General features: G+C 69.8%; 12 protein-coding genes. 4 read left to right on the top strand and 8 right to left on the bottom strand.

Annotation, left to right across the window (positions count from 1 at the left end; all coding sequences use genetic code 11):
- Positions 1 to 13 precede the first annotated feature (13 nt).
- Both recA and recX read left to right on the top strand, forming a co-directional pair.
- Positions 14 to 1144 carry a recombinase RecA gene (gene recA, locus ACFY9I_RS24905; RefSeq protein ID WP_391005150.1) on the top strand — a complete coding sequence of 377 codons (1131 nt, stop codon included), beginning with the start codon at positions 14 to 16 and terminating at the stop codon, positions 1142 to 1144.
- A gap of 3 nt (positions 1145 to 1147) precedes the next feature.
- Positions 1148 to 2191, top strand: a complete 1044-nt coding sequence (recX, locus tag ACFY9I_RS24900) for a recombination regulator RecX (RefSeq protein ID WP_391005148.1) — start codon at positions 1148 to 1150, stop codon at positions 2189 to 2191.
- 34 nt (positions 2192 to 2225) lie between these two features.
- Here recX and ACFY9I_RS24895 read toward each other — a convergent pair whose 3' ends face one another.
- The 7 genes from ACFY9I_RS24895 to ACFY9I_RS24865 form a co-directional block, all read right to left on the bottom strand.
- Positions 2226 to 2765 (bottom strand): cysteine dioxygenase, encoded by a 540-nt coding sequence (locus ACFY9I_RS24895; RefSeq protein ID WP_391005146.1) that lies wholly within the window; start codon positions 2763 to 2765, stop codon positions 2226 to 2228.
- Between the two features lie 81 nt (positions 2766 to 2846).
- Positions 2847 to 2933 (bottom strand): putative leader peptide, encoded by an 87-nt coding sequence (locus ACFY9I_RS24890; RefSeq protein WP_316731559.1) that lies wholly within the window; start codon positions 2931 to 2933, stop codon positions 2847 to 2849.
- 93 nt (positions 2934 to 3026) lie between these two features.
- Positions 3027 to 4718, bottom strand: a complete 1692-nt coding sequence (locus ACFY9I_RS24885; protein WP_391005144.1) for an FAD-dependent monooxygenase — start codon at positions 4716 to 4718, stop codon at positions 3027 to 3029.
- A gap of 198 nt (positions 4719 to 4916) precedes the next feature.
- Positions 4917 to 5855 (bottom strand): ABC transporter permease subunit, encoded by a 939-nt coding sequence (locus ACFY9I_RS24880; RefSeq protein WP_391005142.1) that lies wholly within the window; start codon positions 5853 to 5855, stop codon positions 4917 to 4919.
- Positions 5852 to 6529 carry an ABC transporter permease subunit gene (locus ACFY9I_RS24875; RefSeq protein WP_391005140.1) on the bottom strand — a complete coding sequence of 226 codons (678 nt, stop codon included), beginning with the start codon at positions 6527 to 6529 and terminating at the stop codon, positions 5852 to 5854. Before ACFY9I_RS24875 ends, ACFY9I_RS24880 begins: the two co-directional genes overlap by 4 nt.
- Positions 6530 to 6649: 120 nt before the next feature.
- On the bottom strand, positions 6650 to 7501 hold the full coding sequence (locus ACFY9I_RS24870) for a transporter substrate-binding domain-containing protein (protein WP_391005138.1): 852 nt from the start codon (positions 7499 to 7501) through the stop codon (positions 6650 to 6652).
- 82 nt (positions 7502 to 7583) lie between these two features.
- Positions 7584 to 8360: an ATP-binding cassette domain-containing protein gene (locus ACFY9I_RS24865; RefSeq protein ID WP_391005136.1), complete on the bottom strand. Its 777-nt coding sequence runs from the start codon at positions 8358 to 8360 to the stop codon at positions 7584 to 7586.
- Between the two features lie 361 nt (positions 8361 to 8721).
- Between ACFY9I_RS24865 and ACFY9I_RS24860 the strand changes: the two genes are divergently transcribed.
- A complete protein-coding gene (locus ACFY9I_RS24860) occupies positions 8722 to 9408 on the top strand; it encodes a response regulator (protein WP_391005134.1) in 687 nt (228 codons plus the stop codon).
- A 9-nt stretch (positions 9409 to 9417) separates the two neighbouring features.
- Positions 9418 to 10833, top strand: a complete 1416-nt coding sequence (locus ACFY9I_RS24855) for an ATP-binding protein (protein WP_391005132.1) — start codon at positions 9418 to 9420, stop codon at positions 10831 to 10833.
- Positions 10834 to 11040: 207 nt separating this feature from the next.
- Here ACFY9I_RS24855 and ACFY9I_RS24850 read toward each other — a convergent pair whose 3' ends face one another.
- A complete protein-coding gene (locus ACFY9I_RS24850) occupies positions 11041 to 12039 on the bottom strand; it encodes a TAXI family TRAP transporter solute-binding subunit (RefSeq protein WP_391005130.1) in 999 nt (332 codons plus the stop codon).
- Positions 12040 to 12225 lie beyond the last annotated feature (186 nt).

The following is a 12225-nucleotide window of genomic DNA, read 5'->3' as shown; positions in this document are numbered from 1 at the left end:
TCGGGTGGAACCCATGGCAGGAACCGACCGCGAGAAGGCGCTCGACGCCGCGCTCGCACAGATTGAACGACAATTCGGCAAGGGCGCTGTCATGCGCATGGGCGAGCGGTCGAGGGAGCCCATCGAGGTCATCCCGACCGGGTCGACCGCGCTCGACGTCGCCCTCGGCGTCGGCGGCCTGCCGCGTGGCCGTGTGGTGGAGATCTACGGCCCCGAGTCCTCGGGTAAGACGACCCTGACCCTGCACGCGGTGGCGAACGCCCAGAAGGCCGGTGGCCAGGTCGCGTTCGTGGACGCGGAGCACGCACTCGACCCCGAGTACGCGAAGAAGCTCGGCGTCGACATCGACAACCTGATCCTGTCCCAGCCGGACAACGGCGAGCAGGCCCTGGAGATCGTGGACATGCTGGTCCGCTCCGGCGCCCTCGACCTCATCGTCATCGACTCCGTCGCCGCGCTCGTCCCGCGCGCGGAGATCGAGGGCGAGATGGGTGACAGCCACGTCGGTCTGCAGGCCCGCCTGATGAGCCAGGCCCTGCGGAAGATCACCAGCGCGCTCAACCAGTCCAAGACCACCGCCATCTTCATCAACCAGCTCCGCGAGAAGATCGGCGTGATGTTCGGTTCCCCGGAGACCACGACCGGTGGCCGCGCACTGAAGTTCTACGCCTCCGTGCGCATCGACATCCGCCGCATCGAGACCTTGAAGGACGGCACGGAGGCGGTCGGCAACCGCACCCGCTGCAAGGTCGTGAAGAACAAGGTCGCGCCGCCCTTCAAGCAGGCCGAGTTCGACATCCTGTACGGCCAGGGCATCAGCCGCGAGGGCGGCCTGATCGACATGGGCGTGGAGCACGGCTTCGTCCGCAAGGCCGGCGCCTGGTACACGTACGAGGGCGACCAGCTCGGCCAGGGCAAGGAGAACGCCCGCAACTTCCTCAAGGACAACCCCGACCTCGCCAACGAGATCGAGAAGAAGATCAAGGAGAAGCTGGGCGTCGGTGTCCGGCCCGAGGAGCCCAGCACCGAGCCGGGCGCCGACGCGGCGGCTCCCGCCGCACCTGCCTCGGACGACGCCGCCAAGTCGGTACCGGTCCCCGCTGCCAAAACCCCCAAGACCAAGGCCGCGGCGGCGAAGAGCTAGTCCGTGACACGCAGAACGGACTGGACGGACTGGGACGAGTACGCATACCCCAGTGCCGCCGAGAGCCGGGGGCGCGGGGGTACCGGAGGGGGCGGGCGAGCCGCCGAGGACGGGTACGGGTTCGTGCCGCACGACGAGACGCCGTCGTACGGCACGGAGGGGCCGCACGGCGGCGCGCCTCACGGCGGTGAGCCTTCCGAGAACGGGCCTTACGTGGACCGGCCTTATCCGGGCGAACCTTACGCGGACGGTCCCTACGCGGACGGCCCAGACACGGACGGGCCGCACGGGGACGGGCCCTACACGGGTGACGGTGGCTCCGGTCGGTGGGAGGGCGGCTCGCGTTCCCGTGCCGGCTCGGCCGTCGGTGCCCGTCGGTCGGGTGGCGGTGCCGCACGTGGTGCGGACGGTGGGTCTCGTAGGAGGCGTGGCGGCCGCGGCGGTCGACGGCGTGGGTTCGGGGAGACGGGGGTCGGCCCGGACGGCGGGGGGCCGCAGGACGGGGGTTCGTCTTTCTCGTCGAGGGCCGAGAAGGAGGAGTCCTCAGGGGACCCGGCTGAGCGGGCGCGGGCGATCTGTCTGCGCCTGCTCACCGGGACCCCGCGTACCCGCAAGCAACTCGCGGACGCCCTGCACAAGCGCGAGATCCCCGAGGACGTGGCGGACGAGGTGCTGTCACGGTTCGAGGAGGTCGGGCTGATCAACGACAGCGCGTTCGCGGACGCCTGGGTGGAGTCCAGGCACCACGGCCGGGGCCTGGCCCGGCGAGCCCTGGCGCGGGAGCTGCGCACCAAGGGAGTCGACTCGGCGCTGATCGACGAGGCCGTTGCCCAGCTCGACACCGAGCAGGAGGAGGCAACCGCGCGCGAACTCGTCGCCCGCAAGCTGCGCTCCACGCGAGGCCTCGACCGGGATAAACGCCTCCGCCGTCTCGCCGGCATGCTCGCCCGCAAGGGCTACCCGGAGGGCATGGCCCTCCGGGTGGTCCGACAGGCGCTGGAGGAAGAGGGGGAGGACACGGACGGGCTGGAGGATGAGGGGTACTGAGCGGGCAACCTGACGGGACCGTCAGGCCCCGTCCTCACTGCCAGTCGGCGGGGCGCTCCACGTGCTCCAGGCGCAGGACCTGTCCCGTGCGGCTGTAGCGGCGGATGCGGGGCAGGGGCGGGTAGTAGGCGTGGACGGAGATGGCGTGCTCCTCGGTGGATTCGTTGAGCACCTCGTGGACGTGGTGGCGTCCGAAGGAGCGGCCTTCGCCGGCGGACAACGGCCGCTCGCGGTCGACGCCTTCGGTGAGTTCCAGGGTCTTCCAGCCGTCGGTGGGCAGGCGGGCGGCGAGCGAGTACTCCCTGAGCTCGCCCGCCGCGGTGACGAAGGCGCCCACCGAGTCGGCGTGGTCGTGCCAGCCGGTTCCGGTGCCGGGCGGCCAGCCGATGAGCCAGGCCTCGCTGCCACCCGGACCGTCGAGTCGCACCCAGGTGCGCCCGCCGTGATCGAGCGGAAGCGAGGCGATCAGCTCGGCGTCGGCGGCCGTCCGACGTGCGAAGTCGAGCAGTTCCGCCTGTGTGGGGGCGGAGACGGTCGGTACGGAGGCGGGAGGAACAACGGGGGACACAGACACGGGTACCGTCCTGAGATGCGTTCGCGTAGGAGCGCGCGGAGGCACAGAAGCGGCGCGCGCGGGATGACGAGCAAGGCGAATTCAGCAGGAGGGGCGACACACGCAGCCCGCGTAGCGGACAAGGTCCATGTGGACCCTTCGCCACAGGCGCGTAGAGGTGTCGGTCACGGTCCGGAGTACACCATGACAGTGTGGAGTGGTCAACTGACCGTCACTATGTGGACACACAGTGACGGTCAGCCGGAGGGAGCACGGGCGAGTTCAGCGTGAACCGGCAGCCGCCCCGGTGGTCTCGGTCTGCGGCCGCGCCCCGCCCAGCGCCACCTCCGCCGCCGTGTACAGGTCGGCCGGGCGGACGCCGTTCAGGGCGGTGACGAGGTGGCCGTCGGGACGGATGAGCAGGATGGTGTGGGCGGCCGCGCCCGGGTAGGTCTCGGCGACCAGTAGCTCGGCGGGGTGGGGCAGGGCGGCGACCGCGGCGGCGAGGCGGGGCATGATCCCGGCGCTCATCCAGTGCTTGCGCTCCCAGACCCCGGTCCCGGGTGCGACCAGTAGGACCAGCAGCGCCCCGCGTCCGAGCCGGTCCCGCAGAGGGACGAACGAACCGTCCTCGGCGGTCACCTCCACGTCGACCACCTGGTCGCCCGGCACCGTGTCGACGGGAGCCTCCGAGGCGGCGGGCGGAGGCATCAGCGGCGAGTCGGCGTACGCCCCCGGCGCACCCAGCGCCCCGCGCCCCAAGTGGCCGTCCGCGAGCAGCGCGTCATGGCCCCGGGCCGAGCCGGGGACGTACGACCGCAGGCCCTTGCCGCCGCGCAGCAGGGGCAGCACCTGGTCGGCGGCGCGCAGTCGGGCGGCGACGACCGCGCGCCGCTCCGTCTGGTAGCTGTCGAGCAGTGCCTCGTGGGGTCCGTGGTGCCAGGCCAGGGCCAGCTTCCACGCGAGGTTGTCGGCGTCCCGCAGCCCCTCGTCGAGACCCTGGGTGCCGAGTGCCCCCAGCAGGTGCGCGGCGTCCCCGGCGAGAAAGACCCGGCCGACCCGCCACCGCCGGGCGAGCCGGTGGTGCACGGTGTGGACGCCGGTGTCCAGCAGGTCGTACGGCGGTGTGGAACCACCCGTCCAGCCCGCGAGGGTCTCGCGGACGCGGGCCACGAGGAGTTCGGGCGTCACCAGGTCCTTGCCCGGCGGCAGCAGCCAGTCCAGACGCCAGACGCCCTCGTCGAGCGGCCGTGCGGTCACCTCGCCACCGGAGGGGCCCGAGGTCCGCCACGGCGGCATCCGGTGCAGCAATGCTTCGCCGGGCCAGGGGAGTTCCGCGCGCAGGGCCGCGACGGCGTGCCGTTCCACCGCCGTACGGCCGGGGAAGCGGATGTCCTGGAGTTTGCGGACGGTCGAGCGCGGACCGTCGCAGCCGACCAGGTAACTGCCCCGCCACCAGGTGCTCTTGGGGCCGCGGGTGTGGGCGGTGACGCCGGACTTCTCCTGCTCGATGGCGTCGAGGCGACTCTCCACGGCGACCTTGACGAGCCGTTCGCCTGCGATGGCGTCGCGCAGCGCGGAGGTCAGGACGTGCTGGGCGATGTGGAGAGGGGGGAGGTCGGCAGAGGCCTCGACGACGTCCTCCGGAACGCCCCGCCGCCCCTTCGCGCCCTCCCGGTCCGAGACCTCCGTCTCGTCGGAGTCGGCCTGCCCGAACCTGACCTGACGCATCACCTGCTTGCGCCGCATCGACCGCCATCCGGCCCAGCGGAACCCGGCCCGTGAGAGCGGGACGCCGGACAACCGTTCCAGCAGCCCGGCGGTGTCGTCATGCAGCACGACCGTCCGCGCGAGCCGCTGCTCGTCCTTCCCTGGCCCCTCGTCCAGGACCACGGACGGCACGTCCTGGCGCGCCAGCGCAAGGGCGAGCGTGAGCCCCACGGGCCCCGCTCCGACGATGATCACCGGGTCCACGGCGCGGCGCTCCCTGCCCGACGTGACGTCCCGGCGGACGTGGGTGAACAGAAAGTTGGAGCAGGGTGCACGATCACAGAACGTATGCAACCCATTGCCGGTGCTTGCGTCAAGTGACGGAGGGCAGTGGCGATCATGCCACTGCCCTCCGGGGACTGAATCGGGGGACATCCTGGGCGGATGTCCCCCGATCATCTGTCAGTTGCCGCCGCCCCCGCCGCCTCCGCCGCCTGCATCCCCCATGCCGACGCCGCCGAAGGCGCCTCCCGCGCCGGTCGCTGCCGTGCCCTCGACCGCAGCCGGGCCCAGCACCGCTCCGGTCGACTTCTTGCCCCGCCGCAGCCGCTGCTCCAGCCAGCTCGCGAAGCTGGTGATGATGAAGTTCAGGACGATGTAGATGATCGCGACGACGACGAAGCTGGGTACGACGTTGGCGTACACCGCGGCCAACGTCGCGCGTCCGCTGAGCAGTTCGGTGAAGCCGATCATCACGCCGCCGAGCGCGGTGTCCTTCACGATGACCACGAGCTGGCTGACGATGGCCGGCAGCATCACAGTGACGGCCTGCGGCAGCAGGATGGTGGACATCGTCTGGCCCTTGCGCAGGCCGATCGCCTGGGCGGCCTCCGTCTGGCCCTTGGGGAGGGCGAGGATGCCGGCGCGCACGACCTCGGCGAGCACCGAGGCGTTGTACAGCACCAGGCCGGTGACGACCGCGTAGAGCTGCCGTTGCTCGGTGGTGACGTCCATCGAGCGAGCGATGATCTCGTTGGCGAACAGCATCAGCAGCAGGACGGGGATGGCCCGGAAGAACTCGACCACCGTACCGGCCGGGATGCGGACCCACCGGTGGTCGGAGAGACGCGCGATGCCGAAGAGCGCACCGAGAGGAAGCGCGATCACCATGGAGAGCGCCATGGCCTTGAGCGTGTTGGCGAGACCGGGCAGCAGATACGTCGTCCAGGCCTCGGAGGTGACGAACGGCTTCCAGAGCTTCCAGTCCAGCTGGTTCTTGCTGTCCAGCGCCCGCCAGAGCCACCACGTGAGGAGGGCCAGCAGGACGACGAAGACCACCGTGAGGAGCACATTGCGCCGTTTGGCCCGGGGGCCGGGGGCGTCGTAGAGAACGGAACTCATCGCTTCACCGCCAGTCGCTTGCTCAGCCAGCCGAGGAGCAGGCCGGTGGGCAGGGTCAGAACCACGAACCCGAAGGCGAAGATCCCGCCGATGAGCAGTGTCTGAGCCTCCTTCTCGATCATGCCCTTCATCAGGTAGGCGGCCTCCGCCACACCGATCGCGGCGGCCACGGTCGTGTTCTTCGTGAGCGCGATCAGTACGTTGGCCAGCGGGCCGATGACCGAGCGGAACGCCTGCGGCAGCACGATGAGGCCGAGGACCTGGTTGAAGCTCAGTCCGATGGCGCGTGCCGCCTCGGCCTGGCCTACGGGCACGGTGTTGATTCCGGAGCGCAGCGCTTCGCAGACGAATGCCGCGGTGTAGGCCACGAAACCGAGAATGGCGAGCCGGAAGGCCTGGAGCTTGACGTCGCCCTCCGCGCCCATCGTCACTCGGAAGATGTCGGCGAGGCCGAGCGAGGTGAAGACGATGATGACGGTCAGCGGGATGTTTCGCACGACGTTCACGTAGATGGTGCCGAAGCCGCGCATCAGGGGGACGGGGCTGACGCGCATGGCCGCCAGCAGGGTTCCCCAGATCAGGGAGCCGATGGCTGAGAGGACGGTGAGCTTGACCGTCATCCAGAACGCACCCAAGAAGGTTGGGTCGTCATAAGTTGAAAGGAAGTCGAACACTGTCTCCCGCGCTTCCGGGTGTGTGGCATACGTGGCAGGCACAGCGCGCCGCCGCCCTCACCGCGCCTTGCGGCGGGCGGCGGCGCGACTGCGAGAACCGCGCTGGTGGCGGTTACCCGCTTACTTGATGTCGCCGATCTTCGGGGCGGGCTCGTTCTTGTAGTTGGCCGGGCCGAAGTTCTCCTTGACCGCGGTCTCCCAGGCGCCGTCGCTGACCATCTTCTCCAGGGCGGCGTTGATCTTGTCCACGGTCGCGGTGTCGCCCTTCTTGACGCCGATGCCGTAGTTCTCGTTGCTGAGCTTCAGGCCCGCGAGCTTGAACTGACCCTTGTAGTTCTCCTGCGAGGCGAAGCCCGCGAGGATCGAGTCATCGGTCGTGACAGCGTCCACGGCACCGCTCTGCAGGCCGGCGATGCACTCCGAGTAGCCGCCGTACTCCTTGAGCTGGGCCTTCGGAGCGATGTCCTTCTTGACGTTCTCCGCCGAGGTGGAGCCGGTCACCGAGCAGAGGGTCTTGCCGTTGAGGTCCGTGCCCTTGGCGATGTCCGAGTCCGCCTTGACCAGCAGGTCCTGGTGGGCCAGCAGGTACGGGCCGGCGAAGTCGACCTTCTTCGCGCGCTCGTCGTTGATCGAGTAGGTCGCCGCGATGAACTTGACGTCGCCGCGGGCCAGCGCGTTCTCGCGGTCGGCGCTCTTGGTCTCGACGAACTCGATCTGGTTGGGCTCGTAGCCGAGTTCCTTGGCCACGTACGTGGCCACATCCACGTCGAAGCCGGAGAACGAGCCGTCGGGCTCCTTCAGGCCGAGGCCCGGCTGGTCGTACTTGATACCGATCTTGATCTTGCCGCCGCCGCCGGAACCGGAGCCGGTGTCCGACCCGTTGTCGTTGCCGTTGTCGCCGCCGCAAGCCGTGGCCGTGAGGGTGAGGACGAGGGCGGTGGCCGCTGCGGCGGAGGCCTTGCGAAGGTTCATGGTGAACATCCTTTGCGTGGTGAAGAGATGCGGACCGTGATGGTGCGGGTGTCGTGGGCCGGCCTGCGGCCCCGGCAGGCCGTCAGTGGTGCAGGATCTTCGAGAGGAAGTCCTTGGCCCGGTCGCTGCGGGGGTTGCTGAAGAACTGGTCCGGCACAGCCTCTTCGACGATGCGGCCGTCCGCCATGAAAACCACCCGGTTGGCGGCCGAACGGGCGAAGCCCATCTCGTGGGTGACCACGACCATGGTCATGCCGTCCCGGGCGAGTTGCTGCATGACTTCCAGCACCTCGTTGATCATCTCGGGGTCGAGCGCCGAGGTCGGCTCGTCGAAGAGCATGACCTTGGGGTCCATGGCCAGCGCACGTGCGATCGCGACACGCTGCTGCTGGCCGCCCGAGAGCTGCGCGGGGTACTTGTCCGCCTGGGTGCCCACACCGACCCGGTCGAGCAGGCTCCGGGCCTTCTCCTCGGCCTTCTTCTTGTCGGTCTTGCGGACCTTGAGCTGTCCCAGCATCACGTTCTCCAGCACGGTCTTGTGTGCGAAGAGATTGAAAGACTGGAACACCATGCCGACGTCGGCCCGCAGCCGGGCGAGGGCCTTGCCCTCGGCGGGCAGCGGCTTGCCGTCGATCTGGATGTCTCCGGAGTCGATCGACTCCAGGCGGTTGATGGTGCGGCACAGGGTGGACTTGCCGGACCCTGAGGGTCCGATCACCACGACGACCTCGCCCCTGGTGATCGTCAGATCGATGTCCTGGAGTACGTGCAACGCGCCGAAGTGCTTGTTGACGCTCTTCAGGACGACCAGGTCGTCGGCCGCGGGCACCGCGTCCTTGACCACCGAAACTTCGGTCATCGCTTTCTGGCTCCGTCCCTTTCGGTTTCGGAGGACAGTAGTGACCGCCGACGACCAGCGTCATTACATCTGAGCGAGAATTGAGCATAACGATCTGGTAGCCGAACGGACACGGCATGTGACCGGTCCGTGCGCGGTGTTTCGGCTGGATAACGGAACCCGCGCGGAACCCGCACGGCCTTGACGGCGTCCTCCCTCATCAGTGTGACTTCCCATGGCCGCGTGCGCGCGCCCCGAGATGCGCTTCCGCGTAATGTGTGCCAGCCAAGGCGAACGAACGGGCGAATCGTCACCGCTGTTGTGGACCGTCAGAGCCGTGGACCGACAGGGCCGTGGACCGACAGAACCGGAAGGGCCGGACATGAGGCTGCTCCTCGTAGAGGACGACAACCACGTCGCCGCCGCCCTGTCCGCGGTCCTGGCCAGGCACGGCTTCGACGTCACCCACGCCCGCAGCGGCGAGGAGGCGCTCCAGGCGCTGGTCCCGGAGGGCAACGGCTTCGGGGTCGTGCTCCTCGACCTCGGCCTGCCCGACCAGGACGGATACGAGGTCTGCGGCAAGATCCGCAAGCGCACCAGCACCCCGGTGATCATGGTGACGGCCCGCTCCGACGTGCGGTCCCGGATCCATGGCCTGAACCTCGGCGCCGACGACTACGTGGTCAAGCCCTACGACACCGGCGAGCTGCTCGCCCGTATCCACGCCGTCGCCCGCCGCCGGGCCCCCGACGAGGCCGCGGTCCCCGGTGACACCGGGCTGCGCCTCGGGAACGTGCTCATCGAGCTGCCCACCCGCCAGGTCAGCGTGGACGGCTCGGTCGTCCAGCTCACCCGCAAGGAGTTCGATCTGCTCGCGCTGCTGGCCCAGCGGCCCGGGGTGGTCTTCCGCCGGGAACAGATCATCAGCGAGGTGTGGCGAACCAGTTGGGAAGGGACCGGGCGCACCCTGGAAGTGCATGTCGCCTCCCTGCGGTCGAAGCTGCGGATGCCCACCCTGATCGAGACGGTGCGCGGGGTCGGCTATCGGCTGGTCGCCCCGACGCCGTAGCGTGCCCGCGTGCGCACTCGTCTTCTTCCGCTGCTCATCGTCCTGATGGCCGCCGTGCTGCTGGCACTCGGCATCCCGCTGGCGGTGAGCCTCGCGGCGGCGCGCCAACAGGAGGTGGTCGTCGACCGCATCGACGACACGGCGCGGTTCGCCGCACTGGCCCAGTTCGTCACGGAGTCGCCCAGCGGTTCCCGGACCAGCGGCACGACCGACGGCCGCCGGCAGACCCTGCAGCGTGAACTCGATCAGTACTTCCGCGTGTACGGCATCAGGGCCGGTGTCTTCTACCGAGCCGGAAACGGGCGGGCCATGGCCAACGCCCCGTACAACTGGGAGGTGCCCACCGAGGGCGAGGGGCTCGCCGCGTTCGAGGAGGCGCTCCTGGGGCGCCGCCCGCACAACCCCGAGCAGGTGTGGCCCTGGCAGCGCGGCCGGCTTGTCGTCGCCTCCCCGGTCATCCACGACGGCGACGTGGTCGCTGTCGTCGTCACCGACTCGCCCACCGATCACATGCGCTCCAAGATCCTGCGTGGCTGGCTGGTCATCGGAGTCGGCGAGTTCGCCGCGATGCTCCTCGCCGTCGGCGCCGCGCTGCGGCTGACGGGCTGGGTCCTCAAGCCCGTACGCGTCCTCGACGCCACCACCCACTCCATCGCCTCCGGACGTCTGAAGTCGCGGGTCGCCGTGGCCAGCGGGCCGCCCGAACTCCGGCGCCTGGCACGGTCGTTCAACGAGATGGCCGACAACGTCGAGGACGTCCTTGAGCAGCAGCGCGCCTTCGTCGCCGACGCTTCTCACCAACTGCGCAACCCGCTCGCCGCGTTGCTGCTGCGCATCGACCTGCTGGCCCTCGAACTGCCCGAGGGTAACGAGGAGATCGCCTCCGTGCGCACCGAGGGCAAGCGCCTCGCCCAGGTCCTCGACGACCTGCTCGACCTGGCCCTCGCCGAGCACGCCGAGGCCGATCTGCGGCTCACCGACATCGGCGAGCTGGCCGCCGAGCGGGTCGCGTCCTGGTCGCCGGTCGCCGACGACAGGGGTGTGACGCTGGTCGGCGACTGCCCCGCCACCACCGCCTGGGCCGACTCGGTCGCCCTGTCCAGCGCCCTGGACGCGGTGATCGACAACGCGTTGAAGTTCACGCCCGCCGGGGGCCGCGTCGAGGTCCGGGTCGCCTCGAACGGCGTCTCCTCTACGGTCGTCGTCACCGACGGGGGCCCCGGACTCAGCGACGAGGAGCTGGAGCGGGTCGGCGACCGCTTCTGGCGCAGCACCGCGCACCAGAACATCAAGGGCTCGGGCCTCGGGCTCTCCATCTCCCGGTCACTGATCGCGGCGGGCGGCGGGGCCATCGCTTACGCCCACCACGAACCCCACGGGCTGAAGGTGACGGTGACGGTGCCCAGGGCGCGCCCGACGGAGTGAGAGGGCCCAGGGCGCGCCCTACGGAGTAGGGGGCCGCCTCGGGCGGTGAGAGGCCCTCGCGGGTCTCGGACCGCCTGCCCGCGCCTCCCTGCGCCTCCCCACGCCTTCCATGCTTCCCAGGCCTGGCGAAGGTGCATCGGGTCTCCTGGCACTGGCGCGGGCGCGGGCGCGGGCGAGGGCGCCTCGAGCCCGGGCGTCTTTCGGCCCCTACGGCTTGACCGACTGGTAGTACTGCTTGGCGCCCTTCTGGAGGAGCAGCGGGTCCGTGTAGATCGCGGTGCGCAGGTCCACAAGCTGGGCCGCGTGCACGTCCTTGCCGATCCGGTCCCGGTTCTTGATGACCATGCGGGTCAGCCACTGGGTCAGCCGGGGATTCATGTCCTCGCGGGTGATGAGCAGGTTCGCCACGGTGATGGTGGGCACGGTGGAGCCCCGCAGGATGGTCGGGTAGGCGTCGGCGGGCATCACGGAGGCCCGGTAGTGGAGGAAGGAGTCGTCCTCGCCGTGCAGCTTCGCCACGAGCTCGCTGCCGATCGGGACGAACCGGTACTCGTACCCCGTGGCCGCGAGGTCGGACAGGCCCTTCGTGGGCAGTCCGCCCGACCAGAAGAAGGCGTCGATCGTTCCGTCGCGCAGTGCGTCGGGGCTCGTACGGATGGTGTCGGGCCGCGACCGGATGTCCTTGTCGATGTCCAGCCCCTCCGCCGCCAGCACCCGATCCGCTATGAGCCGTACGCCGGAGCCCTCGGGACCGACGGCCACGCGCTTGCCCCGCAGGTCAGCGACGGAGTGGATCGGCGAGGTGACGGGGACGACCACCTGCACGTAGTCGTCGTACAGCCGTGCCAGGCCGCGCAGCTTCCCGGCGCCGGGCCTGTTCTCCTCCAGGTACGTCTGCACGGCGTCGGCCGCGGCGATGGCGAAGTCGGACTCACCGGTGGCCACGCGGCTGACGTTCGTCTCGGAGCCGTTGCTGGACTGCAGTTCGATCTTCAGGCGTGGCATGTCCCCGGCGATCGCGGTCTTCATCTCCCGGCCGTACTGCTGGTAGACACCCCGGTCGGCTCCCGTACTGAGGGTGATCGTCCCGCTCGGGGGCTCCTCGTTCGGCCACAGCCACCACGCCAGCAGTCCCAGGACCACCAACGAAGCCACCGAGCCCAGCATCGCGTGCCGCGTGTCGATGCGGGGGATTACCTGGACCATGCGACGAGATCCTGCCAGGTCACGATGCCGGGAGCCAGGGTCGGCCGTATCCGGTGCGAGGCTGTGACCTCGCATCGGGTACGCGTGCGGGTGTGGAAACGGCTGCGGGCGCGTCGGTGGGTGCGGGCGGTGTGCCGATGAGAAGGCAGGGTGCCGGCCCTGCCTTCTCATCGGCCCGCCGGGAGG

Origin of the sequence: Streptomyces sp. NPDC012510 (assembly GCF_042955065.1) — a bacterium.
Taxonomy (GTDB): domain Bacteria; phylum Actinomycetota; class Actinomycetes; order Streptomycetales; family Streptomycetaceae; genus Streptomyces.
Note: the sequence above shows the minus strand (reverse complement) of the source record. Positions and strands in the feature narration are given on the sequence as shown.

Excerpts from the sequence above, each read along its gene's own strand:
- recA (WP_391005150.1), top strand. The coding sequence starts at position 14 with ATGGCAGGAACCGACCGCGAGAAGGCGCTCGACGCCGCGCTCGCACAG.
- ACFY9I_RS24865 (WP_391005136.1), bottom strand. The coding sequence starts at position 8,360 with ATGACCGAAGTTTCGGTGGTCAAGGACGCGGTGCCCGCGGCCGACGAC.
- ACFY9I_RS24880 (WP_391005142.1), bottom strand. The coding sequence starts at position 5,855 with ATGAGTTCCGTTCTCTACGACGCCCCCGGCCCCCGGGCCAAACGGCGC.
- ACFY9I_RS24850 (WP_391005130.1), bottom strand. The coding sequence starts at position 12,039 with ATGGTCCAGGTAATCCCCCGCATCGACACGCGGCACGCGATGCTGGGC.
- ACFY9I_RS24860 (WP_391005134.1), top strand. The coding sequence starts at position 8,722 with ATGAGGCTGCTCCTCGTAGAGGACGACAACCACGTCGCCGCCGCCCTG.
- ACFY9I_RS24870 (WP_391005138.1), bottom strand. The coding sequence starts at position 7,501 with ATGAACCTTCGCAAGGCCTCCGCCGCAGCGGCCACCGCCCTCGTCCTC.